The 25273-nt window shown below is 67.2% G+C and carries 24 protein-coding genes and 2 tRNA genes; 8 read left to right on the top strand and 18 right to left on the bottom strand.

Translation table 11 applies throughout. The features are described from left to right. Positions 1–10: 10 nt before the first annotated feature. Genes P0D62_RS01640 through P0D62_RS01630 form a run of 3 tightly spaced genes read left to right on the top strand, consistent with a single transcriptional unit; the run spans position 11 to position 4076 of the window. Complete coding sequence (locus tag P0D62_RS01640; protein WP_275700861.1) at positions 11–1519, top strand: NADH-quinone oxidoreductase subunit M; 1509 nt, start codon at positions 11–13, stop codon at positions 1517–1519. Then, positions 1516–3090: an NADH-quinone oxidoreductase subunit NuoN gene (gene nuoN / locus P0D62_RS01635; protein WP_275700860.1), complete on the top strand. Its 1575-nt coding sequence runs from the start codon at positions 1516–1518 to the stop codon at positions 3088–3090. The genes P0D62_RS01640 and nuoN overlap by 4 nt, the downstream gene beginning before the upstream one ends. 11 nt (positions 3091–3101) lie before the next feature. Then, entirely contained in the window at positions 3102–4076 is a 975-nt protein-coding gene (locus tag P0D62_RS01630) for a polyprenyl synthetase family protein (RefSeq protein ID WP_406708203.1), read from the top strand. Positions 4077–4138: 62 nt separating this feature from the next. On the opposite strand, the gene P0D62_RS01625 is transcribed toward P0D62_RS01630, so the two are convergent. The 6 genes from P0D62_RS01625 to P0D62_RS01600 form a co-directional block, all read right to left on the bottom strand. Then, complete coding sequence (locus tag P0D62_RS01625) at positions 4139–6313, bottom strand: glutamine synthetase III family protein (protein ID WP_275700859.1); 2175 nt, start codon at positions 6311–6313, stop codon at positions 4139–4141. Between the two features lie 228 nt (positions 6314–6541). Next, on the bottom strand, positions 6542–7627 hold the full coding sequence (locus tag P0D62_RS01620; RefSeq protein ID WP_275700858.1) for a GNAT family N-acetyltransferase: 1086 nt from the start codon (positions 7625–7627) through the stop codon (positions 6542–6544). 31 nt (positions 7628–7658) lie between these two features. Then, positions 7659–7904, bottom strand: coding sequence for a hypothetical protein (locus P0D62_RS01615; RefSeq protein ID WP_275700857.1), 246 nt, complete (start codon positions 7902–7904; stop codon positions 7659–7661). A gap of 468 nt (positions 7905–8372) precedes the next feature. Continuing rightward, the gene (locus P0D62_RS01610; RefSeq protein ID WP_275700856.1) at positions 8373–8867 is read right to left on the bottom strand and encodes a hypothetical protein; all 495 of its coding nucleotides are present in this window, start codon (positions 8865–8867) and stop codon (positions 8373–8375) included. 105 nt (positions 8868–8972) lie between these two features. After that, positions 8973–10922, bottom strand: coding sequence for a M13 family metallopeptidase (locus tag P0D62_RS01605; protein WP_275700855.1), 1950 nt, complete (start codon positions 10920–10922; stop codon positions 8973–8975). Between the two features lie 106 nt (positions 10923–11028). Continuing rightward, a complete protein-coding gene (locus tag P0D62_RS01600; protein ID WP_275700854.1) occupies positions 11029–11670 on the bottom strand; it encodes a nucleotidyltransferase family protein in 642 nt (213 codons plus the stop codon). Between the two features lie 98 nt (positions 11671–11768). On the opposite strand from P0D62_RS01600, the gene P0D62_RS01595 reads away from it, so the two are divergent. Continuing rightward, the gene (locus P0D62_RS01595; RefSeq protein ID WP_275700853.1) at positions 11769–12470 is read left to right on the top strand and encodes an ATP-binding protein; all 702 of its coding nucleotides are present in this window, start codon (positions 11769–11771) and stop codon (positions 12468–12470) included. Further along, complete coding sequence (locus P0D62_RS01590) at positions 12467–13231, top strand: RibD family protein (RefSeq protein WP_275700852.1); 765 nt, start codon at positions 12467–12469, stop codon at positions 13229–13231. The genes P0D62_RS01595 and P0D62_RS01590 overlap by 4 nt, the downstream gene beginning before the upstream one ends. Here P0D62_RS01590 and P0D62_RS01585 read toward each other — a convergent pair. Further along, on the bottom strand, positions 13228–13965 hold the full coding sequence (locus tag P0D62_RS01585) for a DUF1345 domain-containing protein (RefSeq protein WP_275700851.1): 738 nt from the start codon (positions 13963–13965) through the stop codon (positions 13228–13230). The genes P0D62_RS01590 and P0D62_RS01585 overlap by 4 nt on opposite strands. 207 nt (positions 13966–14172) lie before the next feature. Here P0D62_RS01585 and P0D62_RS01580 point away from each other — a divergent pair, with 207 nt between their 5' ends. Next, the gene (locus tag P0D62_RS01580) at positions 14173–14943 is read left to right on the top strand and encodes an SDR family oxidoreductase (RefSeq protein WP_275700850.1); all 771 of its coding nucleotides are present in this window, start codon (positions 14173–14175) and stop codon (positions 14941–14943) included. Positions 14944–15183: 240 nt separating this feature from the next. On the opposite strand, the gene P0D62_RS01575 is transcribed toward P0D62_RS01580, so the two are convergent. The 11 genes from P0D62_RS01575 to P0D62_RS01525 all read right to left on the bottom strand — a co-directional run bounded on the left by P0D62_RS01575 (position 15184) and on the right by P0D62_RS01525 (position 24856). After that, a complete protein-coding gene (locus P0D62_RS01575) occupies positions 15184–16236 on the bottom strand; it encodes a 2-oxoacid:ferredoxin oxidoreductase subunit beta (protein ID WP_275700849.1) in 1053 nt (350 codons plus the stop codon). Beyond that, entirely contained in the window at positions 16233–18104 is a 1872-nt protein-coding gene (locus tag P0D62_RS01570) for a 2-oxoacid:acceptor oxidoreductase subunit alpha (protein ID WP_275700848.1), read from the bottom strand. Before P0D62_RS01570 ends, P0D62_RS01575 begins: the two co-directional genes overlap by 4 nt. Positions 18105–18179: 75 nt before the next feature. Beyond that, positions 18180–19688, bottom strand: a complete 1509-nt coding sequence (gene mptB / locus P0D62_RS01565) for a polyprenol phosphomannose-dependent alpha 1,6 mannosyltransferase MptB (RefSeq protein ID WP_275700847.1) — start codon at positions 19686–19688, stop codon at positions 18180–18182. Beyond that, positions 19681–19998: a 4Fe-4S binding protein gene (locus P0D62_RS01560; protein ID WP_319946976.1), complete on the bottom strand. Its 318-nt coding sequence runs from the start codon at positions 19996–19998 to the stop codon at positions 19681–19683. Before P0D62_RS01560 ends, mptB begins: the two co-directional genes overlap by 8 nt. After that, positions 19995–20513 carry an NADH-quinone oxidoreductase subunit C gene (locus P0D62_RS01555; protein WP_275700988.1) on the bottom strand — a complete coding sequence of 173 codons (519 nt, stop codon included), beginning with the start codon at positions 20511–20513 and terminating at the stop codon, positions 19995–19997. Before P0D62_RS01555 ends, P0D62_RS01560 begins: the two co-directional genes overlap by 4 nt. Position 20514: 1 nt before the next feature. Further along, positions 20515–20904, bottom strand: coding sequence for an NADH-quinone oxidoreductase subunit B (locus tag P0D62_RS01550; protein WP_275700846.1), 390 nt, complete (start codon positions 20902–20904; stop codon positions 20515–20517). 10 nt (positions 20905–20914) lie between these two features. Continuing rightward, positions 20915–21799, bottom strand: a complete 885-nt coding sequence (locus P0D62_RS01545; RefSeq protein WP_275700845.1) for an exodeoxyribonuclease III — start codon at positions 21797–21799, stop codon at positions 20915–20917. Beyond that, complete coding sequence (locus tag P0D62_RS01540; RefSeq protein ID WP_275700844.1) at positions 21796–22317, bottom strand: GNAT family N-acetyltransferase; 522 nt, start codon at positions 22315–22317, stop codon at positions 21796–21798. The genes P0D62_RS01545 and P0D62_RS01540 overlap by 4 nt, the downstream gene beginning before the upstream one ends. 62 nt (positions 22318–22379) lie before the next feature. After that, the gene (locus tag P0D62_RS01535) at positions 22380–23546 is read right to left on the bottom strand and encodes an epoxide hydrolase family protein (protein WP_275700843.1); all 1167 of its coding nucleotides are present in this window, start codon (positions 23544–23546) and stop codon (positions 22380–22382) included. A gap of 61 nt (positions 23547–23607) precedes the next feature. Further along, positions 23608–24351 (bottom strand): helix-turn-helix domain-containing protein, encoded by a 744-nt coding sequence (locus tag P0D62_RS01530; protein WP_275700842.1) that lies wholly within the window; start codon positions 24349–24351, stop codon positions 23608–23610. Between the two features lie 13 nt (positions 24352–24364). Continuing rightward, positions 24365–24856: a YajQ family cyclic di-GMP-binding protein gene (locus tag P0D62_RS01525; protein WP_275700841.1), complete on the bottom strand. Its 492-nt coding sequence runs from the start codon at positions 24854–24856 to the stop codon at positions 24365–24367. 125 nt (positions 24857–24981) lie between these two features. On the opposite strand from P0D62_RS01525, the gene P0D62_RS01520 reads away from it, so the two are divergent. Both P0D62_RS01520 and P0D62_RS01515 read left to right on the top strand, forming a co-directional pair. Then, positions 24982–25066 (top strand) — tRNA-Tyr (locus P0D62_RS01520). A gap of 113 nt (positions 25067–25179) precedes the next feature. Next, positions 25180–25252, top strand: a tRNA-Thr gene (locus P0D62_RS01515). The last annotated feature ends 21 nt before the right edge of the window (positions 25253–25273 follow it).

The raw sequence follows: 25273 nt of genomic DNA, 5'->3' as shown, positions 1-25273 counted from the left end.
TAATGGAGATATGCCTCTACTGACTATCCTCGCGCTGCTGCCCCTGGTGGGTGCGCTGTTGCTGACGGTGCTTCGCGGCCACACCGCGCGGCTCGTGGGCTTCGGCTTCGCGCTGACCACGCTGATCATCGGCGTCCTGGCTTTCGTGATGTCGGTCACCGGCGCCAACCTCAGCGAGGGTGTGCCGTGGATCGAGGCCATCGGCGCGCACTACGCGCTGGAGCTCGACGGCATGAGCGCCATCCTGGTGCTGCTCACCGTGATCCTGGTGCCGATCGTGATGCTCGCCGAATGGCGAGTGGGGGAGCAGGAGACTGCGCGCTGGAGCACCGGCGCCTTCTTCGGCCTCACCCTGATGCTGCAGAGCTTCGCCCTGTACGTGTTCATGGCCTCCGACGTGCTGCTGTTCTACATCGCCTTCGAGGCGACGCTGATCCCGATGTACTTCCTGATCGCCGGCTACGGCGGTGCGAAGCGCAGCAGGGCCGCCGTCAAGTTCCTGATCTACTCGCTGGCCGGCGGCCTGGTGATGCTGGTCGCGGTCGCGGGCCTGTACGCGGTCGGCGTGCAGCAGGGCCAGGTCAGCTTCCTGCTCAGCGATCTCGCCGCGCTCGACCTCGCGTCGACCACCGGCAAGTGGCTGTTCGTCGGTTTCTTCTTCGCGTTCGCGGTGAAGGCACCGATGGCGGGTCTGCATACCTGGCTGCCCGACACCGCCGAGCAGGCCACCGGCGGCTCGTCGACGCTGCTCGTCGGCATCCTCGACAAGATCGGCACCTTCGGCATGATCAAGATCTGCCTGATGGTGTTCCCGGAGGCCACCCAGTGGGCGGCGCCGGCGATCCTGCTGTGGGCCGTGGTCTCGGTGCTCTACGGCGCCATCATGGCCTTCGCCTCCACCGACATCATGCGGCTCATCTCCTACACCTCGGTCAGCCACTTCGGCTTCATGGTGTTCGGCATCTTCGCCTTCACCCAGGCCTCGATGAGCGGGTCGATCTTCTACATGATCAACCACGGCTTCTCGACCGCAGCGCTGTTCCTGATCGCGTCGTTCATGATCCGGCGACGGGGCAGCCAGGACATCAACGCCTTCGGCGGCGTGCAGAAGGTGGCGCCGGTGCTGGCCGGCACCTTCCTGGTCGCCGGGCTCTCGGCGCTGTCCCTGCCGGGCCTGTCCACCTTCGTCAGCGAGATCATGGTGATGGCCGGAGCATGGCAGCGTCACCCGGTGCTCACTGCCGTCTCCACGCTCGGCATGGTGCTGGCCGCGGTCTACGTGCTGCGCCTCTACAAGACCACCATGACCGGTCCTGTCACGAAGCAGACCTCTGAACACATCACATCCGACCTCAACCTGCGCGAGCGAGCCGTGGTGGCGCCGCTGATCGTGCTGCTCCTGGTGTTCGGCTTCTTCCCGAAGCCGCTCATGGAGCAGGCGAACGAGACGGCCAACGCGTCGCTCGCCGTCGCCGGTATCGAGGATCCGACCCCGCAGGCTAAGGAAGGCGGACGATGATCAACCTCCTGGAGATCGCAGCTCCCACCCTGGAGTGGTTCCAGCTTGCTCCGTTGCTGATCGTGTTCATCGGCGCGGCCGTCGGCATCGTCGCGGAGGCCGTCGTGCCCCGCTCGGTGCGCTACCTCGCCGGCTGCTTCATCGCGGGCATCACGGTGCTCATCGCCCTCGGCTTCGTCGTGATGAACGGCATCGAGTTCGAGGCCGGCCGGCTGATCGGCATGGGCATCATCGCCTTCGACGGGCCCACCCTGCTGTTCTGGGGCCTGCTGCTGCTCGTCGGGCTCGGCGGCGTCGCGGTGTTCGCCGAGCGGGGTGTGGGCGACGGCACGTCGGCCTTCGCCGCGTCGGCCGCCACCGTTCCCGGCTCCCCGTTGGAGCGCGAGGCCGTGAAGCTCAAGCGCGAGCACACCGAGGTCTTCCCGCTCCTGCTGTTCTCGCTGCTGGGCATGATGGTCTTCGCCGCTGCGAACGACCTGATCACGATGTTCGTCTCGCTCGAGGTGTTCTCGCTGCCGCTCTACCTGCTCTCCGCCATGGGCCGTCGTCGCCGGCTGCTGAGCCAGGAGGCCGCGCTGAAGTACTTCCTGCTGGGCTCGCTGGCCTCAGCGTTCTTCGTCTACGGCGTGGCGCTGATGTACGGCTTCTCCGGCGGCTTCAAGCTGGTCGACATCGTCGACGCCATCGACCGCGGCACCGGCAGCAACGTGCTGCTGCTCACCGGCCTGGTGATGCTCGCCGTGGGCCTGCTGTTCAAGATCGGCGCCGTGCCCTTCCACACCTGGGTTCCCGACGTCTACACCGGCGCTCCCACCCCGGTCACCGGCTACATGGCCGTCGCCACCAAGACCGCCGCGATCGCCGCGCTGCTGCGCGTGTTCTTCGTCGGCCTCGGCGGTGCGCGCTGGGATTGGCAGCCGCTGTTCGCGGTGGTCGCGGTGATCACCATGTTGGTGGGTGCCACCATCGGCCTGCTGCAGACCGACGTGAAGCGCCTGCTGGCCTACTCCTCGGTGGTGCACGCCGGCTTCCTGCTGGTGGCCGTCACCGGTGCCGTCGCGGGGGCCGACCTTGGCGTCACCTCGGTCAGCGCGATCGTGTTCTACCTGCTCACCTACGGCCTCGCCACGCTGGGAGCGTTCGCGATCGTCACCATGGTGCGTCGCTCCGGCGGCGAGGCGAACAACCTCGACGCGTGGCGCGGGCTGGGCAAGTCCAACCCCTTCGTCGCGGCGATCATGACGCTGTTCCTGCTGAGCCTCGCCGGGATCCCGCCGACGGCCGGTTTCATCGGCAAGCTGACGGTCTTCCAGGCCGCTGCCGCCGGTGGCTTCGGCTGGCTGGTGTTCGCCGCCGTGGTGTGCAGCGTCGTCGCGGCCTTCTTCTACCTGAAGGTGGTCGTGGTGATGTGGTTCCGCGAGCCGGATCCGGAGCTCGCCGCCACCGTCGCCGTTCCCTCCCTCTGGACGTGGACTCTGGTTATCGTGGGCGCTGCGGCTACGCTGGTGCTCGGCCTCGTGCCGGGCGGCGTGCTCGACCTGTTGGCCGGCATGTCGCAGTTCGTTCGCTGAGCCCATAAGGAGTGTTCGTGGGGGATACCCACCTGTCAGAGCGCCTAGACGCCCTGCTGGAGACCTTTGAGACGCAACTGCTGGAGGCGGCCCAGGCCGACTCCCAGTTCGTCAGCGAGGCGTCGACCCACATCATCGCGGCGGGCGGCAAGCGCTTCCGCCCGATGCTGGTGTTCCTCTCGGCAGAGGTGGGGGAGCGTGAGGCCGACCAGGCCGACCTGCTGCGGGCCGCCATGGTGATGGAACTCACCCACGTCGCCAGCCTCTACCACGACGACGTCATGGACGAGGCCGATGTGCGTCGCGGCACCCCGTCGGCCAATCGGTACTTCGGCAACTCCGTGGCGATCCTGGTGGGAGACTTCCTGTTCGCGCAGGCGTCGAAGCTCGTCGCCCTGCTCGGCAAGGACTACATCCTGCTGCAGGCCGAGACCTTCGCCCGGTTGGTGCAGGGTCAGATCGCGGAGACCCGGGGCCCCGGCGAGGGCGAGGATCCGCTGGCGCACTACCTCAAGGTGATCGCCGACAAGACCGGTTCGCTGATCGCCGCCTCGGCGCAGTTCGGTGGCATGGTCGCGGACGTCTCAGACGAGGTGCGCTCCGCGCTCGCCGCCTACGGCGAAGAGGTGGGCTTGGTGTTCCAGCTCAGCGACGACCTGCTTGACATCCTCTCCGACGACAGCGGCAAGACCCCCGGCACCGACCTCCGCGAGGGCGTGCCCACGCTGCCGGTGCTGATGCTGAGCGACTCCGACGACCCCGCGGATCGTGCGCTGCTCGCCCGCATCCAGGGCGACCTCAGCGACGACGCGGTGCTGGCCGACGTGCTCGCCGACCTGCGCGCCCATCCGGTGATCGACCGCGCTCGCGCCGAGGTTCGCCGTCGGGCGGACATCGCCAAGGCACACCTGGCTGCCCTTCCCGACGGCGAGGTCAAGGACACGCTCTCGCGTGTCCCCGACACCCTCGTCGACCGCACGACGTAGTCACACAGACGAAACGACCCCGCCACGGATGAATCCGTGGCGGGGTCGTCTCTGTGCGGGGCTCAGCGGAGGAAGAGCATCTCGCGGTACTTCGGCAGCGGCCAGGCAGCGTCGGCGACTTCCTTCTCCAGTGCGTCGGCATGAGCGCGGGCCTGATCCATCAGCGGACGGATCGTGTCGGCACAGTGCCTCATGTGGTCGGCCACGCTGTCGAAGTCGTGGACGCCCAGTTCGCTCTCCAGCTCGGCGACGACGGCCAGCAGGCCCTTCGCCTCGGCGGCGATCGTCGTGATCGGCGTCGCGTCCAGCTCGGCGCCGAACGTCGAGAGATCCTTGTAGGTGGACGCCAGATCGGAGACGTAGCCGAGCGCCGCCGGGTAGATGACGGTCTTCGCGAGGTCGATGACGAGCTTCGCCTCGACGGCGATCGAGTTGATGTACTGCTCGGCATACACCTCGTAGCGGCTGTTGAGCTCCAGCGGCGACAGGACGCCCGTCGACTGGAAGAGCTCGACCACCGCCGGCTCGGTGAACACCGGCAGCGCGTCGGCGCTGGTGGGCAGATTGCGCAGCCCGCGTTCGGCCACGGCGGCCTCGTGCCACACGCTCGAGTAGCCGTCGCCGCCGAAGACCGCGGCGCCGTGCTCCTGCATGATCTCCTGCAGGATCGCCGCCACCACGGCGGGGAGTTCCTTGCCGGTGGCCAGCTCGGTTTCCATCCGGTCGGCGATCCAGCTGAGGGAGTCCGCCAGGATCGTGTTCATCGCGACGAGCGGGCCGGAGACCGACTGCGACGAGCCGACGGCGCGGAACTCGAACCGGTTGCCGGTGAAGGCGAACGGGGACGTGCGGTTGCGGTCGCCCGGGTCGCGCTCGAAGGGCAGGATCTGCGCCAGGCCGAGGTCCATCAGACCGCCGTTGCTGGTCGTCGCCACCTCGCCCGCGCCGATGTCCCGGAACACGCCCTCGAGCTGGTCGCCGAGGTAGACCGACATGATCGCCGGGGGCGCCTCGTTGGCGCCGAGCCGATGGTCGTTGGATGCCGTGGCGACAACGGCGCGAAGGAGCGGGCCGAACAGGTGGACGCCGCGGATCACGGCGCCGCAGAACACCAGGAAGTGCAGGTTCTCCTCGGGCGAGCTGCCCGGATCGAGCAGGTTGCCCTGGGTACTGTTGCCCACCGACCAGTTCACGTGCTTGCCCGAGCCGTTGACGCCGGCGAACGGCTTCTCGTGCAGCAGGCAGACGAAGCCGTGCTCGGCGGCGGTGGCCTTCATCGTCGTCATCATCAGCTGCTGGTGATCGGCGGCCACGTTCGCGCCCTCGAAGTAGGGGGCGATCTCGAACTGACCCGGAGCAACCTCGTTGTGGTGCGTCTTGGCCGGGATGCCGAGGCGGTAGAGCTTGTCCTCGAAGTCCTGCATGAACACCTGGACGCGCTCGGGAATCGCTCCGAAGTAGTGGTCGTCGAATTCCTGGCCCTTGGCCGGCGGTGCGCCGAAGAGGGTGCGCCCGGCGAGCAGCAGGTCGGGGCGCGCCGCCACGAAGTGCTGATCGACGAGGAAGTACTCCTGCTCGGCGCCGCAGCTGGAGTTGAGCGGCGCGATCTCGGTCTCGCCCATCAGCGTGAGCACCCGGCGGGCCGCCTTGTCCATGGCCGCGTTCGAGCGCAGCAGCGGGATCTTCTTGTCCAGGGCCTCGCCGGTCCACGACATGAACACGCTGGGGATCATCAGCGTGGAGCCGTTCTTGGTCTGCATGATGAAGGCCGGGCTGGTGGGATCCCAGGCCGTGTAGCCGCGAGCGGCGCTGGTCATGCGCAGGCTGCCGTTGGGGAACGACGAGCCGTCGGGCTCGCCCTTGATCAGCAGGCTTCCCGTGAACTCGGTGATGGCGTTGCCGTCGGGATTGGTGACGATGAAGCCGTCGTGCTTCTCGGCGGTGATGTTGGTCAGCGGGTAGAACACGTGCGAGTAGAACTTGGCGCCCTTGCGGATCGCCCAGTCCTTCATCGCTGCGGCGACGACATCGGCCGTAGCAGGGTCGAGGAGTTCCCCGGTCTGGACGGTGCGCTTCATCGCCTTGAAGGCGTTCTTGGACAGCGCCTCCTCCATCGCGGCGAGCCCGAAGACGTCGCTGGCCCAGATCTCGTTCAGCGGCCGGATCTCGTTGGTCTCTGCCGGCGTTCGGCCGAGCACCTCGGTGATGGCGTGTCGACGGACGTTGTTTTCTGTCATGGGTTCGCTTGCCCTTCATTCGTAGTGGCTCGCCGCCACAGTAGGCGGCGCCCATTTCAGTCGAGTTTCGTAGCGGTTTCGGTCCCGGACAGAACTTTGTGCGTGACTACTTGATCTCCTTTTTCCAGGCTCCGATGTAGGCCACCGGTCGGAAGCCCATCTTCACGCTCTTCGAGGTGCGACGAGCTCTGCGAGGAGCCTCGAGGAGAGCGCGACGGTGCCGGGGGACTACTTGATCTCCTTCTTCCAAGCGCCGATGTAGGCGACCGGCTTAAAACCCATCGCCTCGTTGACATTCAGCATGTGCCGGTTCTCCTCGGCGTTCCAGGTGAGCACTCGCCGGGACTCCGGGACGATCTCCTGCCACGCCAGCAGATTGGCGCACTTGATCCACTGACCGAGCTTGTGGCCTCGGTGCTCGCGGAGCACTAGGGTGTCGACCTGGCCCGTGGGTGCCGTCTTGTCCTCGCCGATGGACAACTCCGTGAAGGCCACCAGCTCACCGCTGGCGTCGTGACGGACAGCCGTGACGAGCACGGTGTGACCACCGTCGATCCAGTGCTGGTCGTGACGGGCAATGCGTTCCGCGTCCCACGTCTCCTCGTCGAACTCCATCGCCCCGGCGGGGACGTCCGTCGACATTCGGCTCTTCATCCACGCGTAGCCGGCCATGTGCTCAGCCGGCGTTGGTAGCGTCCAGCTCACCAGGCAGTACCCGTCGGCCCGGGAGTCCTCCAGCATGCGCTGCACGAGGGGCAGTGACCCGGTCAGGTCGAGGCCGCTCTTGCGTTCGATCTGACCGAGCTCGTAGCCGTTGCGCAGGTAGTAGCGGGCGATGTGGTCGCGGGGGATCGCACCGAAGCCGGTGGGGGAAGCGAGCAGGTCGTCGGCCTTCTCGCCCTCCTGCGGGTCCAGGTGCTGAGCCCACGACTGGAGCAGGGTGCGCCCCTGCTCCCTCGCCGTGTGTTCGACGAGCTGCAGCGCCTTGGTGCCGATCCCTCGGCCCCAATGCGTGCTGAGGAGCTCGACGAGCCAGAACGCGCTGCGAGAGCCCTCGTCGAGGGGGATGTCGACGCCGATCCGCCCGATCGTCTGGCCGTCCTCCAGGATCAGCCAGGCGAACCGGATCTGGTCGGGATCGGGCTGGTAGTACGGCAGCAGCTCGGCTGCCGTCATGGTCTCGTCCTCGTTGCCGTTGATCTCGCGGTAGATGACGTTGCGCACGTCGACCATCGCTCGGAAGTCCTCGGCGTCGCTGGAATCGATACTCGTCGGGATGACGAGCGTGCGGAACTCGATGCTGTTATTGCTCATTTTCTTTTCGGTTTTCTCGTGAGTAGTGATGTCAGTTGAGAGGCAGGCGCAGGTGACGCAGCTGCCAGTTGGTTTCGCGAGATTCGCGTTCTTGTTCATTGCGAATGCGCTCGGTTTCGTCGCTGTACGACGGCTCCTGTACGCGGGTGCTTCGGATGAGCAGCCACAGTGCGATCCGCAAGGTGATTCGGTCGAGCAAGGAGGTGCGGGGCACGCGGCCCGGAGGCAGCACCTGCTCGTCGATGGTGGTTCGCCGTGCTGCGATGACGGTAGGCATAGTTGAGCTTTCGGTGTGATCTAGCTGGTTGAGTCAGCGTCTCTCGTGTCAGGCCTTGTCAACTGAGTGTCGGCAGCAAGATCGTCGCTGCGAAGTCGTCGAAGGCGGGTCTGAGAGACAGGAGGGAGATCGTTCATGCCAGGCGTGGAGACGCCAGGAAAGCAGTGAGCGATCAGCCCTGAGGATGCAGAGGGGTGCCCTGAAAATGGGCAGAGTTATCCCGGGAAGGGATCAGAGGCCCGCGATGACGCGGTAGGCAGTATCGAAGGAGACGGCCCCGCGACGCGCGGCGGTATCGAGCGCGGTATCAACCAAGACTTGAATCATTTCGGGGCCTCCTTTCTCGACTTCGAGTTCCAATTGCACACATTAGCCACCGGACTGCGCGAAAGTCAAGGCATTTGATGAACTCGTGGTCGAGCATTGATTCTTCACGGCCGGCGGAGGCTTCCGTCGATCCGCCGAGGATCAGGCTCGTGTGCTCGCGGGGAGGTGGCTCATGCGCCGTCCACCGGCTGGTCGCAGCACGGCGAGTGCGATCGCCCCGGTCAGCGCAGTGGTGCTGACGACGTACAGCGGGCGCCCGAGCGCGACGACGGCGTCCATGTTCCCGTCGTAGAAGGTGTCTGCCAGCGACATCAGATTCCAGAAGCTGGCGGCGAAGTATGCGGGCGCTCCCAGCGTCAGAGCGACGCACCAGCCGAGTGTCACCTCGCACGCGCCGAGGTCGAGGCGTCTGGGAGCGATGATCGTCCAGGCTGCGGCGAGAGCGATCCCGGCTACCAAGAACAGACGTCCGGGGATCATCGATACCGGTTGTCCCGACGCGTCCATCGCGAGGATGGCCTCGTCGAGTGACATCCCGCTTCCCGCGACCAGCCCGAGGTCGTTCACGACGACCATGCCCCAGAGCGCATACGCGACGACAGCCGCCGCTTCTGCCGCCGTCACGACCCTCTTCATGTCCGCCACGCTATCCGCGTCGACCGTCAACTGCCAGCCCGCGGGGACGCGTCGTGCCCACGGTCGGATGGTGCCGAGACCGTCGTCGTACTTGGCCCGGTGGCGTCACCAGATGGTGATGCGTTCTTCCTTGGGGAGCCAGAGCGCGTCGCCGTCGGTGGTGCCGAAGGCGGCGTGGAAGGCGTCGAGGTTGCGCACGATCTGGTTGCAGCGGAACTCTGCGGGCGAGTGCGGGTCGACGGCCAGCAGCATCTTGGCGCTCTCGGGACGTCGCTTGGTGCGCCAGGCCTGGCCCCAGCCGTAGAAGAAGCGCTGGGCGGGCGTCAGTTCGTCGATGGGCTCGCCGTCCGGATCGCCGCCGGCCAGCAACCAGGCGTCGTAGGCGATACCGAGGCCGCCGAGGTCTCCGATGTTCTCGCCCAGGGTCAGCTGACCGTTGATCGTCTGACCGTCGGTGCCCTCGGGGGAAAGCACCTCGAACTGCTTGATCAAGCCGGCGGTGAGTTGCTCGAAGGCCGCGCGATCGTCCTCTGTCCACCAGTCGCGCAGACGGCCATCGCCGTCGCAGGTGGACCCCTTGTCGTCGAAGCCGTGGCCGATCTCGTGACCGATCACCGCGCCGATGGCGCCGTAGTTGACGGCGGCGTCGGCCTCGGTGTTGAAGAATGGCGGCTGCAGGATCGCGGCAGGGAAGACGATCTCGTTGCGCAGGGGGTGGTAGTAGGCGTTGACCGTCTGCGGGTACATCAGCCACTCGTCGGGATCGACGGGGCCGCCCACCTTGCTGAGTGAGTAGTCGGCGTCGAAGGCGTTCGAGGCGAGCACGCTGGCCACCAGATCTCCAGGGACGACCGCGAGGTCGTCGAAGGTGCGCCACTTCTCCGGGTAGCCGATCTTGGGGCGGAACTTCGAGAGCTTGTCCAGTGCCTCGGCCCTGGTGGCCTCGGACATCCAGGAGAGCTTTGCGATCGAGTTCGCGTAGGCCTTGAGCAGGTTGGCCACCAGCGTGTCCATGGCGGCCTTCGCCTCGGGCTGGAAGTGGCGCTCCACGTAGATCTTGCCGACGGCCTCGCCCATCACGCCTTCGACGAAGAGGACGCCCCGCTTCCATCGCGGACGCTGCTCTTGCGCGCCGCCAAGCGTCTTCTCGTAGAAGTCGAAGCGGTTGGTGACGAAGGCGGAGGAGAGATAGGCGCCCAGTCCGGAGACCGCCTTGGCGCGCGCCCAGGACTTCCAGTTCTCCAGCGGCTCGGAGGTGAGCAACTCGGCGGCGCCGGTGGTGAAGGAGGGCTGCTGCACCACGACGGTGGCGAGCTTCTCGGCCGGCAGCTCGCCGCCGTCACGGTACGCCTCCCAATCGAGTCCAGGTGCCGACGCCGCGAGTTCGTCGTAGCTCATCGGGTTGTACTGTGCGCGCAGATCTCGGCACCTCACCTTGTCCCAATGGTGCGACGCGATCTTGGTCTCGAGCGCGAGGACGGTGGCCGCCTCGGCGGCGGCGTCCGGCGAGCCGATCAGGTCGAAGTTGCGGGTGAGGAATGCCAGGTAGGCGTCGCGGATCGCGGCATGCTCGTCGAGGCGGTAGTACTCCTCGTTGGGCAGCCCCAGCCCTCCCTGGCCGGCGAACAGTACGTAGCGCTCGGGGTTGCCGGGATCGGACTCCTCCTCCAACCCCACCAGAGACGACAGTCCGTGTCGCAACGACCAGCCCAGATGGCGAGAGAGCGCCTCGACGCCGTCGATGGCCTCGATGCGTGCGAGCACGGGATTCAGGGGAGCGGCGCCCAGCTCTTCGATACGCTCGGCGTCCATGAAGTCGCGATAGAGGATGGCGATCTTGCCGGCCTCGGTGGTGGCCTCGTCGGCGCTCAACGACTCGACGATTGCGCGCACGTCTCGCTCGGCTTGATCGCGCAGATCGCTGAACCCGCCCTCGGCCGTCTTGTCCGAGTCGATCACGACGGTGTCCAGCCAAGCGCCGTTGACGTGGCGGAACAGGTCGTCCTGCGGACGGATGGCGGGGTTGCGGTGCGAGAAGTCCAGGGCGTCAGTCACGCGGGCCAGTGTATCGACGCGGCGAAGCAACTCTGGGTTGTCGCGCGACCACTCGTCTCTGCTGCTTCGTAGAACTCCCGAGCCTTCTTCAACCTTCCGTGGCGTTCTACTTGGCCTCCGTCACGCGGGACCATGGCAGTCCCATGAGACGGCGGAACTCATGACGCGTGCCGACGATGAATGTCGCGTCGCGTTCGATCTCGGCGAGTAGTGGGAGGGTGGCGGCTTGCTCGGCGATCTCATTGTCCAAGTAGTCCACGATCTCCGCGTCGTTTCCAGTCCACAGTTCGATGCTGTGGATAAGTCCGTCGAGTTGGATGCTCCAGGTTGACTCGTCGCCGTCGCTCGCACGGGTGAGCAAGAGATCGATGTCGGACTCGTCTCGCATTTCCCCGCGTGCGGCGGACCCGAACAGGGCGACGAAAGAGGGGGCGATTCTCCAAACGGACACCAGGTCGAGGATCCGCTGACCCAAAACACGGGCGGAGTCGGCGATGCTGATGATCGCCTCCGCCGCCAGGTGGTTTCGGTTGAGCTGGTAGAGGCGTGTTCGCCCGCTGCCTAGCTCACTCACGATCCCTTGCTCTACGAGCCGCGCGACGGCGTTCCGGACGCCGTGGTAGGACCGCCCCGGGATGAGACGGGAAAGCTGAGGGAGCGAAAGCGCTGTGTCTATCCGCGCCAGTCGCGTCAGGACATCACCATCGACGGTGGGCGTGATCGTGGCGAGCGGATCCTGGAGCCTCATGCGACTATAATAGATAATAATCAAGCTATTGTGAGAATAGTCAAATAGTGAGCATTGTCGTGGCTTCGCCGAGTCTGACTCTTGTCTACGATGGGGGCATGTCGAAGGAGACGATCGATCGCATCCGGTTCGCGGTGATTCCCGCTACCACCGAGCACGTCGGTGGGTACGAGGTGCAGGTGTTCGTCAACGAGGTCGAGATGACGTCGAGGGGTGCCGGCATGGGGATGGACCCGTTTGAGTTGCTGTATCCCGTCAACCTTCTGCGGGCGACGCCGGAGCCCGTGCGGGTTCCGATCGCCCGGTGTGGTTGCGGCGTCTACGGCTGTAGCGAGACGGACGTGATCATTCAGCGCGACGAATGGAGCGTGACCTGGATCTGGGACAAGAAGGTGCCCGGGCCTCACGCGCGCATCTTCGCTGACGAGTACGACGCGGCCGTGCAGGAACTGCTGGACGACCATTCCTGGGAGGAGCCGGTGGACACCGCGATGCGTTTGATCAGCACCGGGCTTGACCATAGAAAGCTGGCGGCTGAGGGCTTCGCCTTGGAGTGGCAATGGCCCGACGTGGACGCCGACCGGTTGCGCGTGGCGCTGAGTTGGGGTGACTACCAGGTGTTCTTGGACGTGAGGCACGTCGGACGCGAACCGGGTGACATCGTCGACGAGGTTCTGCAGCTGCTCGCTGAGCCCGCGTATAGCTGGCCCGTGTCCTACCACCACATTCCTGGTGGTACGGCTCGCCCGGCAGTCGCCGGCCCCGGCTGGATTCCGTTCAGGTTCGAAGGAGCGTCATGACGGCGCAGCTGCCCAAGGTGGTGATCACCACGACGGCGTCCATCGACGGACGCATCGCGATCAGCCGAGACACTCTGCTCATGGAATCGGACGCGGCGGCTCGCTGGGCCGTCATAAAACCGGAGGGCACTGATGAGATGCTCGGCGCGCGCCGTGGCGAGCATGGCGCCTCCGTCACGCTCGAGGGGAGCGGTAGCTTCATCCGCGACGACGCCCCAGCGGTCACGCTTCCGGATCCGCGCTTGTCCGACGTGGAACTGCGCCAGGACTGGGTTCCCCGACGCGCACCCTCCTGGTTCGTCGTGGCGGACAGCCGTGGTCGTGTGGATTGGTCGTTCACCGGCGACAAGACGACGGCGCTGCTGATCCTGGTCTGTGCCGGGACGCCCCTGGGATACCTGCAGCTGCTGCGGGATCGAGGCATCGGATACCTGTGCGCGGGTCTTGATCAGGTCGATCTCACCGAGGCGTTGGCGAGGATCGCGACGGTTCTCGACGCGCGCACCGTCGTCGCTGATTCCGGAGGCACGTTCAACGCCGCGCTGCTGCGAGCCGGCCTGGTTGATGAGATCGACGTCGTGACGCTGCCCGGCCTGATCGGTGGCGTCGGCACCCCGTCTATCGTGGACGGCGCACCGCTCGACGACGCCCAGGTGCCGATTCGAGCGGAGCTCATCGATTGCCAGGTCACGCCCGCCGGCCTGGTGCGCACGCGCTACCGGGTGCTCAACGAGTCGGGGCCGAAGAGCCGCTCGCGCTAGCGCAGGACCGTGCTCACCACGAGCGAGACGGTCAGGGCGACGACCACCGCGTTGAAGACGAAGGCGAGAACCGTGTGCGTGCGCTGCGCCTGAAGCGCAGCTCTCGTTCGCGGGGTCGCGGCCGCGCTGCCGAGGGTCGAGACCATCAGCGAGTGCGACAGGTAGTCGGTGAACCGAAGCGGGCGTTCGACCACGAAGTCGAAGCAGGGGCTTTGGGCGTCGAGTCGGAGGTAGCGCAGCGCGAAGGAGTACGCCATGGTGGCCCAGGACGACGCGGCCATGCCGACCGCCAACACAGGTGCGACCAGGTGGGGCAGCCGGTCGGAGAACACCATCAGCGCCAGCGACGCGAGGACGGCCGTGAACGCGGCGTTCACCGACCACGACGACGCTCCGCCCAGACCAGTCAGCTCGTCCCTCAGTTTCGCCTTGGTCCGCCCCTGGATAGCTGCTACTTTGCGAAGTCTGCCGGGTGGCATGCGGGCGAAGAGCCGGTGCGTCCAAGCGAGGTACAGCACCGTGAAGATCAGCCACATGAGTGCGAACACGATGACCAGCAGATCGGCGATGGCGAGCAGACGCATGCTGCTGTCGGTCGTCTCCGGAAGCTTGCGATCCTTGGAGAGCAAGAGCGACGCCGGCAGTACGAGCACGATCGAGACGAGGGATGCCCACTGCGCACGGACCGAGTCCTGGAACGCACGGGGCAGCGGCGCGTTGTCGGGTTCAGCCATGCGCCGACCCTACCGGTCGCGCGACGCACCTTTTGCCCCATCATGCGGGAAGGCGGCGTACTTATAGCTGGCTCTGTTGGTCGCACTGTACGTATGGCACAGTGCGACCAACCCAGCCAGCTACAAATCCAGAACACGACCCTGCTGCCGCTCCAACTCCGAGTCGGGTGGCGGGTCGCCCGGTTCCTGGTCGGATAGGGTCGCGGGATGAAGAAGAGGGGTGTGGCGGTCGTCACCGGGGTCGGGCGTCGTCGGTCGATCGGAGCGGGGTTGGCTGTCGGGCTGGCGCAGGACGGCTGGGATCTTGTGCTCGGCTACTGGCAGCCGTACGACGATCGGGTCGGGCTGGAGCGCACGCCCGACGATCCCCAGTTGATTGCCGAGGAGTGCCGAGCACTAGGTGTTGCTGTGGAGCTGGTGCCGTGTGACCTCGCGGACCCCGAGGTGCCGGAGTCGCTGATTCGGGCCGTCCGTGAGGTAGGGCCGGTGAAAGCGCTGGTGATGTCGCACTGCGAGTCGGTCGACAGCTCGATCCTGACCACCAGCATCGAGAGCTGGGACCGGCACTTCGCCGTCAATGCCCGAGCCACCTGGCTGCTGATCAAGGCGTTCGCGGAGCAGCTGCCCACCACCATCGCGCCCGGTGAGGTGGGCGGGCACATCGTCGCGCTGACCAGCGATCACACCGCACACAACCTTCCCTATGGAGCCAGCAAGGGCGCGCTCGACCGGATCGTGATCGCTGCGGCCGTTGAGCTTCTGGATCGTGGCGTGCGCGCCAACGTGATCAACCCCGGCCCCATCGACACCGGCTGGATGAACGACGAGATCCGCGAGTGGGGTATTCAGGAGACGGCCGCACGGCGTCTGGGCACCCCGCAGGACACCGCCAACCTCGTGCGCTTCCTGCTCTCGCCGGAGGGCTCCTGGATCAATGGCCAGCTGCTCTACAGCAACGGCGGCTTCCGTATCGGCTGAGGCCCTCTTCCACGCTCTTCGAGGTGCACATACCACGCTCTTCGAGGTGCGGGGCCGCTCGCGGCCGAGCCTCGAGGAGAGCATGACACCCCCACGGTCGTTGAGGTGCGACGAAGTCGCCTCGAAGCGACCCGGCCGCCAGCCGAAGAACAGTCCCAGCCAAGGGTTGCGCTGGCTCTTTTCGAGGCTCGCTTCGCTCGCACCTCAAAGAGCGTCGTCAGGGCCTCGCCGTGGGATCTCTCAGGACTCGTCGGCCAGCCAGGTGGAGTTGCCGGTGATGATCGACTGCAGGGTCTTGCCGTTGCTGCCGCTCTGGGCCAGCGTGATCTGGTCCCGCGTCAGGTCGTCGTAGGACGGGCGCTCGACGCGGCGGAAGATGCCGACCGGTGCCTGGTCCAGATGACCGGCCTCGGTGAGCCGCGAGATGGCGAAGGCCTGCGACGGATCGTCGCGGGTCTCGTCGTGGATCACGATCTGCGACGGATCGGCCTCGGCGGCGGGCACGATGGCCAGGTCGCCGTCGGCCTTGCGGATCAGCGCACGCGGATTCTCGGTGCCCCAGGTGATCGGCTCGCCCTGCTTCAGGCGGATCAGCGTCTCGGCGGCGCGCGGGCCCTTCAGATCCTCGAAGGCGTCGTCGTTGAAGATGGGGCAGTTCTGGTAGATCTCCACCAGGGCCGCGCCGCGATGGTTGGCGGCGGCGGTGAGGATCTCGGTGAGCTGCGCCCGGTCTGAGTCGACGGTGCGGGCCACGAAGGTGGCCTCCGCACCCAGCGCCAGCGAGATCGGGTTGAACGGCTGGTCCAGCGAACCGTAGGGGCTCGACTTGGTGACCTTGCCGATCTCGGACGTGGGCGAGTACTGGCCCTTGGTGAGGCCGTAGATCCGGTTGTTGAACAGCAGGATCGTGAAGTTCACGTTGCGGCGCAGCGCGTGGATCAGGTGGTTGCCGCCGATCGACAGCGAGTCGCCGTCGCCGGTGATCACCCAGACGTTGAGGTCGGGCCTGGCCATGGCGACGCCCGTCGCGATCGCCGGTGCGCGGCCGTGGATCGAGTGCATGCCGTAGGTATCCACGTAGTACGGGAAGCGCGACGAGCACCCGATGCCCGAGACGATGACGCTGTTCTCGCGCTTGAGCCCGAGATCGGCGATCATCGCTTGGAAGGCCGACAGGATCACGTAGTCGCCACACCCGGGGCACCAGCGGACCTCCTGGTCGCTGGTGAAGTCCTTGCGGGTGAGCGGTTCGATGGCCAGGGGAACCCCGGCGAGGCCGGAAGTGATCGTCATGACAGCTCCTTCGAGGCGAGCGCGTCGAGCTCGGCGATGAGGTCCGCCTCGAGTTCGACGATGGAGATGGGGAGGCCGCGCACGCGGCCGTAGCCCTCGACGTCGACCAGCGTGCGGGCGCGCAGCAGCGCCGCCAGCTGGCCGAGGTTCATCTCGGGCACGATGATCTTCTTGTAGCGACGCAGCACGTCGCCAAGATTGGCCGGCATCGGGTTGAGATGGCGCAGGTGGGCGGTGGCCACCTTGCGGCCGGTCTTGCGCACGCGACGCGACGCCGCAGCGATCGGACCATAGGTGGAACCCCAGCCGATCACCAGGATCTCCGCCTCGCCCGACGGATCCTCCACCTCGAGATCCGGGATGTCGCGCGCGATGCCCTTGATCTTGGCGTGGCGCAGCTTAGTCATCTTCTCGTGGTTCTCGGGGTCGTAGGAGACGTTGCCGGTGCCGTCGGCCTTCTCGATGCCGCCGATCCGGTGCTCCAGCCCGGGGGTGCCGGGGATGGCCCATTCGCGGGCCAGCGTCTCGGGATCGCGCTGGAACGGCAGGAAGACGGGGTTGCCCTTCTCGTCGAGGCCGTTGGGGCCGGTCGCGAAACCGGGCTCGATGGGCTCGATCTCGTCGAGGTTGGGGATCTTCCACGGCTCGGCACCGTTGGCAAGGTAGCCATCGGAGAGCATGATCACGGGCGTGCGGTACTTCACCGCGATCCGGCAGGCCTCGAGCGCGGTGTCGAAGCAGTCCGTCGACGACTTGGCGGCGATCACCGGAACCGGCGACTCGCCGTTGCGGCCATACAGCGCCTGCAGCAGGTCGGCCTGCTCGGTCTTGGTGGGCATGCCCGTCGACGGTCCGGAGCGCTGCACGTTGACGATGACCAGCGGCAGTTCGGTCATCACGGCCAGACCGATCGTCTCCGCCTTCAGCGCCATGCCGGGGCCCGACGTGGTGGTCACGCCCAGCGCACCCGCGAAGGACGCGCCGACGGCGGCGCCCACGCCGGCGATCTCGTCTTCGGCCTGGAAGGTCATCACGCCGACGTCCTTGCGGCGCGACAGCTCGTGCAGGATGTCGGAGGCGGGGGTGATGGGGTAAGAGCCGAGGAATAGCTGGAGGCCGGCCTTATGCGCGCCGGCCATCAGCCCGTACGCGGTGGCGACGTTGCCCGACACCTGCCGGTAGACGCCCTGCGGCATCGGGGCGGCCGGTACGTGGTAGCGCACCTCGAAGGTCTCGGTGGTCTCGCCGAAGGCGTAGCCGGCGCGGAAGGCCGCGATGTTGGCGTCGCGGATCGCCGGCTTGGAGGCGAACTTCTCGGCGAGGAACTTCTCGGTGCCCTCCGTGGGGCGAGAGTACAGCCAGCTCAGCAGGCCGAGCGCCAGCATGTTCTTGGTGCGCGACGCGTCCTTGCGGGTGAGGCCGAACTCGGCGACGGCGCCCTGAGCAAGGCCGGTGAGGTCGATCTTGTGCACCCGGTAACCCGCGAGGGTGTCGTCGTCGAGCGGGTTGTGCAGCCATCCGATCTTGGCGAGGTTGCGCTTGGTGAACTCGGCGGTGTCGACGATGATCACGCCGCCCTGACGCAGGTCGCGCAGGTTGGCCTTGAGCGCCGCTGGGTTCATCGCCACCAGCACGTCGGGCACGTCGCCCGGGGTGACGATGTCGAAGTTCGCGAAGTGCAGCTGGAAGCTGGACACGCCGGGCAGGGTGCCCTGTGGCGCGCGGATCTCAGCAGGGAAGTTGGGCAGCGTGGCGATGTCGTTGCCCAGCGTGGCGGATTCGGCCGTGAACCGGTCGCCCGTGAGCTGCATGCCGTCGCCGGAGTCGCCGGCGAAGCGAATGACCACGCGGTCGAGCTGCTGAGACAAGATGCATCAGTCCTTGGAGTAAGTGAATGGGCACGCCCGGCCCATTCTAGGGCCGTTCGCGAAAGGAACTCGCGCTCAGCCGTTCAGCCCTGAGCGAGTTTGTCCGACCACCCGGCGGTCCTCGTCGTCCTCATCCATCGACTGGCTGAGCTCGTGGGAGTGGGTGATCCAGTACACGGCGCCCGCCAGCAGCACCGCCATCATGCCCAGCCCGTTGCGGATGCCGAAGTTGGCCGCCCCGTAGGCGAGCAGGATCACCGTCATCACGATCGAGCTGCGCAGCAGGCGCTGCGACGGGCGGGTCATGGGCAGCAGCACCGCGCCCCACAGCAGATACCAGGAGTGGATGGCCGGCGCGCAGAGCGCGAACCAGATCAGCGACCACGAGACGAACCGCAAGGGCTGCTTCCCGAGGTATCTGACGGCGAGCGCGACGATGCCCGCCGCTCCCACGACGACGCCGATGCCGCGGAAGACGCGCACCACCGCGCGCCCGGAGGAATCCAGGCCGAGCGCGTTGACCGGGAACTGGACGATGTGGCCGAGGATGGTGAACGGGGACACCGTGTCCACCATGCCGGGCACGTTCACCGCGTTGATCCAGCCGAAGCCCAGTCCGGTGGCCCAGGTGATGCCGGCGAAGACGGCGACCGCGATGCCGAGCGAGAGCAGTGCCTTCACGGCTGCGAGAAGCGTCGGGCGCAGCGTCCACGACGTCCACGGTTTCACCAGGAACGGCAGCGCGACGGCCGCGAGGAAGGCGGGCTGTTTGATCGACGCGGCCACCCCGATCGCCACCGCGCCCCACCACCAGGCCCGGTGCCGCGCCGCGATCCAGATGCCGAGCAGCATCAGCCCGGTCATCAGGGAGTCGTTGTGGGCGCCTCCGACGTAGTCGATCACCAGGATGGGATTGAGGGTGACGAACCAGCTGGCGGCCTCGGGTGCGACGTGCATCCGGCGGGCGAGCCGCGGCACGAGGTAGCCGATCAGCCCGACGCCGATGAGGGCGGGGACGCGCATCAGGATGGCTGACGCGAACGGCTCGTAGCCTGCCAGCCACACCAGCGGTTGGCTCATCTTCAAGGCCAGTGGGCCGTACGGGGCCGGCGTCTCGCGCCACACCCATGACACCTGGTCGGCGTAGTAGCCGGGCAGCACGCCGGGTCCGACGTCGTAGGGGTTCAGGTGGTTGTGGATCAGCCAGCCGTGGGCCGCGTAGGAGTAGGCGTCGTGGGAGAAGATCGGGGGGCCGAGGACGAACGGGGCGGCGATGATGAGCAGCACGGCCCAGTGCCTCAGCTGGGGCTGACCCAGCGCGACCCGACGGGACGGACGCAAACGGAACCAGGACTCCAGCATCAGCGCCAGTCCGAGCAGGGTCAGGATGGTGCCGACCCACTTCACCACCGGCCCGTCGATCGACAGCGCGCGAAGGACGTCCCAGATGGGGGAGGCCTGTGGAAGGTAGGCAGGGCTGAGTGACCCGATCAGGATGCAGAACGATCCGAGGAAGCCGAACCAGACGGCCCGCGTGGAGGCCGCCAGCCGGAGATCGCCGGCGGCGCGTCGCAGCCTACTCACCACGGGCTGCCAGCTCCGCGCGGCCGTGCGCTAGGTCGGGTAGCGACTCCGCGGCTCCGACGTGGTGCTGTTCCCACGCCAGCGCGTCGGTGGGGCACTGCTCGATGCAGACGCCGCAGTACATGCAGAGCGACCAATCGATCTCGAAGGTGTCCAGCACGTTGTGGGTGCGGGGGCGGGCGCCCGGCGCGGGCACCGTCTTCTCCTGGTGCGAGGTCAACGAGATGCACCAGGTGGGGCACTCGCGGGCGCAGATCATGCAGGAGGTGCAGTTCTCCTCGATCAGCCGGATGGATCCGTGGGCGCTCATCGTCGCCTCCTCACCCGTGTGCCGGTGGCGGAGAGGGCGATGTCGGCCGGTGTGGCCTCGGGGTCGTCGAGCACGGCGGGGTCGGGCACGCCCGCGGGCAGCAGCTTGCGTCCCGACGGGGCGGCCTGCGATTCGCCGGGCTCCAGCGCGCCCGGCCACCGCTTCTCGACGCGAGGCGTCAGCAGGGCGTCCTTGCGCAGCGGCGCTCCGCCGTCGTGCACGATCAGGGGGCGCTGGTCGTTGCCGAGGAACTCGACGCCGAAGAAGTCGTGCACCTGCCGCTGGAGCCACGAGGCCCCGGCGAAGACATCCGCGATCCCGGCGAGGCGGGGCTCGTCGCGCGGCACCTCGGTGGCCAGGACGAGCGACGTGTGGTCGTCGACGTTCTCCAGACGCAGCAGCACCCGGATCTTGTCGTCGGCGATTTCGTCGATCGCGGTCAGGTTGTTCAGAAAGCCGTAGCCCTCGTCGCAGGCCCCGATGACGCGCTCCCGCCACCGGTCGGCGGCCACCATCTCAGCCACGGCGCACCTTCTCGAACACCTCGTCGAGAGCCTCAGGAGGTGGCGGACAGCCCGCGATGAAGTAGTCCACCGGCATCAGGTGCTCGGTTCCCTTCACCACCGGGTAGGAGTCCCAATAGGGCCCTCCCGCGCAGGCGCAGGAGCCGAAGGCCACGACGGTGGGCGACGGCAGCTGTGCGGCGACCTCCTCGATCGCCGGCAACACGGGTGTGGTGATGGTGCCCGACAGCGTCAGCACCACCGGAGCGCCCTCGGGGATGACGGCGGTGTCGACGACGGGCCGTCCGTGCGCCGCGCTCTGGGTCTCCAGTGCGCAGCAGGCCAGGGGGAGATCGACGACGTACAACGACCCGTCGCTGTACCAATCCCGCGCCTGAAGCATGGGGGTCAGTCTAGGAGATGTCGTAGTCGACGATCACCGGAGCGTGGTCGCTCATCCGGGCCTCGTAGCTCTCCTCCCGCGCGACGAAGGCGCGGGTAGCCAGCTTGGCCAGCCCCGGGGAGGCCAGGTGGTAGTCGATCCGCCAGCCGGAGTCGTTGACGAAGGCCTGGCCGCGCCACGACCACCACGAGTACGGGCCCTCGACCTCGCCGTGCAGCGCGCGCATCACGTCGACCAGCGTCCTCGGGCCCAGCTGCGCGCCCAGCCACTCCCGCTCCTCGGGAAGGAAGCCTTCCGACTTCTGATTGGAGCGCCAGTTCTTCAGATCCAGTTTGGTGTGCGCGATGTTGAAGTCGCCCATCACCAGGAATTCGCGGCCCTCCGCGGCGGCCTCGCGACGCGACGCGGTGAGTTGGCGGGCGAAGCCGCGCATGAAGCGCATCTTGCGGTCGTACTTGTCTTTGGCGTCCGGCTCGTACGGCCAGGCCGCGCCCTTCGGTAGATACAGCGACGCCACCCTCAGGGGTGCGTCGGCCAGATCCACCTCGACGTAACGCCCCTCGCCGGCGAAGGCAGCCAGGTCGCGGTTGACGATCCGCTCCGCCTCCGTGGCCAGTGGGATGCTGCCCGGCTCGATGGTGGTCACGGGCTCGCCCAGCGTGCGGATCCGTGCCGGCGGCGTGCGGGTGAGCAGGGCGACGCCGTTGCGGCCGGCCAGCAGCCCCGCGTCCAGTGTGACGTGATAGTCGCCGAAGGCCTCGGGAGGCAGGTCGCCGACGCGGCAGCGCACCTCCTGCAGGGCGATCACGTCCGCCCCGGACGCGTCCCAGAACTCTCGGAAGCCGCGCCGCAGCGTCGCGCGGATGCCGTTGACGTTGTGCGTGCCGATTCTCACCAGGAGATCTCCAGTTCCGAGACGGGCCAGGGATCGGTGGTCAGCCGGCCATAGGTGAGCACGTCGATGCGCTCACCGTCGATCAGGAACTTGCCGCGCTCCCGGCCCTCGCGGATGAATCCTGCGAAGCCCGCGACATTTCCAGAGAGGGGATTGTCCGCGCGATGCCCCAGCTCCAAGCGTTCGCAGCCACCCGCCCGTAGCGCCCAGTTGGCCACCGTGGCAGCGGATGCCGATGCCCAGCCGCGTCCCCGGTGCGAGGCGTTCATCCAGTACCAGAACCAGCCCACCTTGTTCACCGGATCGACGGTGACGCAGATCAGCCCGACCAGACGGTCCTCGTCGGCGATGGCGAAAGGGTACTGAGTGGGGGTGCCGAGCAGGTCGGAGACGTAGCCCTCCGCCTCGTCGAAGGTGCGCACGGTGCCCTGGCGGGCCATCCGGGGATCAGATTGGAAGGCTGCCAGGACATCGGCCGCGTCGCTCGCCCGCAAGGGGCGCAGGTTCAGTTGGGTCATGGAGTCCCCTTTTCGACGGTGTGGCTGGGATCAGGCTACCGGCACCGTCGGGGGCTCTCGTGCTACCGCGCCGCGAAGAAGCTGAGGATGTCGTCGGCGAGCAGCTGGGGCTCCTCCAAGGCGGCGAAATGGCCGCCTCGGGGCATGATCGTGAAGCGTTCGACGGCGAAGAACTTCTCGGCGAGTTCACGCGGGGCCATGCCGAGGTCGGACGGGAACAGGGCGAAGGCCGTCGGCGCCTCGACCCTAGCGGGCACCCAGTCCGTAGCCCAGTCGGCGGCGTCGCCGTCGCCACCCCAGTCCTGATCGCCCCCGTCCTCCGCGTTCCAAGAGTCGTCATCCCAGCTGGCGGCCGGCTCGGAGTAGAGCCGCATCGAGGAGCGGACGGTGCCGGTCAGGTACTGGAGCATCGCGTTGGCGATGATGTGATCGTCGGCGATTGGGGTGTCGGACCACGCGTCGTAGAGGCTGCCGATCCAGGTGGCGAGGCCGAACGGCGTGTCGGCCAGCACGGTGGCCACCATGTTGGGCTGCATCAGGTTGGCGTTGAGGTACAGCGCCTCCTGGCCGAACTTGTCGATCGCGACCTGGTAGGCGAGTTCCGCCGGCGACGCCGTCTCCTTGACGATGGTGAAGACCAGGTCGAACGGCACATCGGTCAGATGCAGCGCGACGACGGCCTCCGGGTGTCGCAGCGCGATCGACTGCGCGACCGCGCTGCCCCAATCGCCCGACTGCACTGCATAGCGCCCGTAGCCGAGTTCGAGCATGAGGGCGTGGAAATCGTCGGCGGCCAGATCGCGGGACATCTCGCCCTCGGGCTCGTAGCTGCGCCAGAACCCCGGGATGGCGGGGGCGACGACATCGTGGCCGGCGGTGGTGAGCAGGGGGATGAGCTCAAGGAAGCGCAGCGGGGAGTCGGGCCAGCCGTGGACGAGCAGGATCGGCACGCCGGTGGCGTTGTCCGCTCGCGAATGGATGGCGGCGAGCCGGCGACCGTCGGCGGTGGTGGACTCGTGGTAGCCAAGGGCGTCGACGCGGTCCTCGACGGCGCGCCAGTCGAACCCGTTCTGCCAGCGCTCGAGAAGGGAACGCTGCCTCGTCTGGTCAGGCCCCGGGGCTGCGGCGGCGCTCGGCACGAGGCGCGGGAGTCGGACGTCGCGCACCCGGGCGGCGACGGCGTCGAGGTCGCTCTGCGGGATGCGGGGGAGTGCGGTGGTGGTGTTCATGATGAGCTCCTCGTGGGATCGGGCTGGCTGGGACAGCACCAGCATCCGCCGACGAGCCCCCTCAGGGATTGGAAGAATCGGCCACATCCCGGCTGTCGAACGGAGATGCCTCGCCGCCTCGCAGGATCCGGCCCGGAGTGGAGCCCGCGAACAGCCGGAAGTCTCGGGTCATGTGGGACTGGTCGGTGTATCCGGCCGCGACGGCGGCTTCGGCGGGCGGCATTCCGGAGTGCAGCAGCCGATACGCGTGGCGCGCTCGCCGCAGCTGCTCGACGTTCTTGCGCCCGATCCCCGCGGTCTCCGAGATCATGCGGCGCACGGTCCGTTCGGCGCCGGGCACGGGCCGGCCGTCCAGGGCGCGTTCGACCAGCGGCTCCGACACCAGGACGCCCTGCGCGGCCAGCGCTCCGACCAGTCGCTCGAGGTCGTCGAGTCCCGGCACCGGATACCGGGTGCCGGCCAGCACGAACCACTGGCCGTCGGTGTCCAGCGACCGCAACTCGTCGATGGGTTTGAGACGCAGCCCTCGCACGAATACGTGTGGCGCGAACTCGACGCCCCAGGCCCGCTCTCCAGCGCGCATCTCCAACGTGCGGGGTCGCGTCGACGGCCCGATCAGCGTCGCGGAGGGCGCACCGTCGGCGCTGATGCCGAACGACAGCCCCCAGAACTCGTTGGCCGCGTCGGTGTACGACCCATCCCTGTCGACCCGCGCCCACCACACCATCGTCGCGAAGGGTGTGCGGGCGTCCCGGTAGCCGTAGCCGGGTGGGAGATCCCCGGTCTCCGGAGCGGCGGCGCCCATGGCGGTGACGGTTCTACCGGTAGTTCACGAACTGGACGGCGAAGTCGTAGTCCTGGTCGAGGATCAGCTTCTGGGTGGCCTGGAGGTCGTCGCGCTTCTTCGACGAGATCCGCAGTTCGTCGCCCTGGATCTGGCACTTCACGCCCTTGGGGCCTTCGTCCCGGATCAGCTTGGAGACCTTCTTGGCGTTGTCCTGCGAGATCCCCTCCTGCATCGTCGCGCTGATCTTCCAGAGCTTGCCCGACGGACGAGGCTCGCCGTCCTTCAGCGCTTTGAGGCTCACGCCACGGCGGGCCAGCTTCGACTGGAGCACGTCGAGCACGGCCTTGACGCGCTCCTCGGAGACGGCCTCCATCTCGATCGCCTCGCCGTTCAGCGCGATCTTGGCGTCGGTGTTCTTGAAATCGAAGCGCTGGCGCACCTCCTTGGCCGCCTGGTCGACCGCGTTGGTGACCTCCTGTCGATCAACCTTGCTCACCACGTCGAACGAGCTGTCTGCAGCCATCTCGGATCCCTTCTCACTTGTCCTTGCGCCTGCCATTCTGCCAGCCATTGGCGTGCCCGGAGGCCCGCTTTGCCGTGCGGGTCGTTGCCCTGGTAAGGTTCCCTGTCGCTGGAGAAATCCAGCACGGCAGGTTGCCCGAGCGGCCAAAGGGAGCGGTCTGTAAAACCGTCGGCATCGCCTACGTTGGTTCGAATCCAACACCTGCCACCAGGCCCCAGATCGGATTGATCCGGGGCCTGAGCATGTGGGAAACGCTCGCGTTTCGGCTCGGCTCGCCTGATTTGGCAGCCCGGTCCGGGGTCGTGTAAGTTAATCCCTCGCTGGCCCCTATAGCTCAGTCGGTAGAGCGTCTCCATGGTAAGGAGAAGGTCTGCGGTTCGATTCCGCATGGGGGCTCTGTTCTTTGCCCGTCAGGGT

Origin of the sequence: Tessaracoccus caeni, assembly GCF_029211185.1 — a bacterium.
GTDB classification, from domain to species: Bacteria; Actinomycetota; Actinomycetes; order Propionibacteriales; family Propionibacteriaceae; genus Arachnia; species Arachnia caeni.
The sequence above is the reverse complement of the archived record's forward strand: the minus strand, read 5'-3'. Positions and strand labels throughout refer to the sequence as shown.

What these genes read in the sequence shown, in the direction of transcription:
- P0D62_RS01580 (WP_275700850.1), top strand. Translation starts at nt 14,173, where the DNA reads ATGAAGAAGAGGGGTGTGGCGGTCGTCACCGGGGTCGGGCGTCGTCGG.
- P0D62_RS01595 (WP_275700853.1), top strand. Translation starts at nt 11,769, where the DNA reads ATGTCGAAGGAGACGATCGATCGCATCCGGTTCGCGGTGATTCCCGCT.
- P0D62_RS01600 (WP_275700854.1), bottom strand. Translation starts at nt 11,670, where the DNA reads ATGAGGCTCCAGGATCCGCTCGCCACGATCACGCCCACCGTCGATGGT.
- P0D62_RS01620 (WP_275700858.1), bottom strand. Translation starts at nt 7,627, where the DNA reads ATGAGCAATAACAGCATCGAGTTCCGCACGCTCGTCATCCCGACGAGT.
- P0D62_RS01550 (WP_275700846.1), bottom strand. Translation starts at nt 20,904, where the DNA reads ATGCTTCAGGCGCGGGATTGGTACAGCGACGGGTCGTTGTACGTCGTC.
- P0D62_RS01525 (WP_275700841.1), bottom strand. Translation starts at nt 24,856, where the DNA reads ATGGCTGCAGACAGCTCGTTCGACGTGGTGAGCAAGGTTGATCGACAG.
- P0D62_RS01560 (WP_319946976.1), bottom strand. Translation starts at nt 19,998, where the DNA reads ATGAGCGCCCACGGATCCATCCGGCTGATCGAGGAGAACTGCACCTCC.
- P0D62_RS01555 (WP_275700988.1), bottom strand. Translation starts at nt 20,513, where the DNA reads ATGGTGGCCGCCGACCGGTGGCGGGAGCGCGTCATCGGGGCCTGCGAC.
- P0D62_RS01575 (WP_275700849.1), bottom strand. Translation starts at nt 16,236, where the DNA reads ATGACGATCACTTCCGGCCTCGCCGGGGTTCCCCTGGCCATCGAACCG.
- P0D62_RS01615 (WP_275700857.1), bottom strand. Translation starts at nt 7,904, where the DNA reads ATGCCTACCGTCATCGCAGCACGGCGAACCACCATCGACGAGCAGGTG.
- P0D62_RS01535 (WP_275700843.1), bottom strand. Translation starts at nt 23,546, where the DNA reads ATGAACACCACCACCGCACTCCCCCGCATCCCGCAGAGCGACCTCGAC.
- P0D62_RS01625 (WP_275700859.1), bottom strand. Translation starts at nt 6,313, where the DNA reads ATGACAGAAAACAACGTCCGTCGACACGCCATCACCGAGGTGCTCGGC.
- nuoN (WP_275700860.1), top strand. Translation starts at nt 1,516, where the DNA reads ATGATCAACCTCCTGGAGATCGCAGCTCCCACCCTGGAGTGGTTCCAG.
- P0D62_RS01585 (WP_275700851.1), bottom strand. Translation starts at nt 13,965, where the DNA reads ATGGCTGAACCCGACAACGCGCCGCTGCCCCGTGCGTTCCAGGACTCG.
- P0D62_RS01530 (WP_275700842.1), bottom strand. Translation starts at nt 24,351, where the DNA reads ATGGGCGCCGCCGCTCCGGAGACCGGGGATCTCCCACCCGGCTACGGC.
- P0D62_RS01640 (WP_275700861.1), top strand. Translation starts at nt 11, where the DNA reads ATGCCTCTACTGACTATCCTCGCGCTGCTGCCCCTGGTGGGTGCGCTG.
- P0D62_RS01590 (WP_275700852.1), top strand. Translation starts at nt 12,467, where the DNA reads ATGACGGCGCAGCTGCCCAAGGTGGTGATCACCACGACGGCGTCCATC.
- P0D62_RS01540 (WP_275700844.1), bottom strand. Translation starts at nt 22,317, where the DNA reads ATGACCCAACTGAACCTGCGCCCCTTGCGGGCGAGCGACGCGGCCGAT.
- P0D62_RS01610 (WP_275700856.1), bottom strand. Translation starts at nt 8,867, where the DNA reads ATGAAGAGGGTCGTGACGGCGGCAGAAGCGGCGGCTGTCGTCGCGTAT.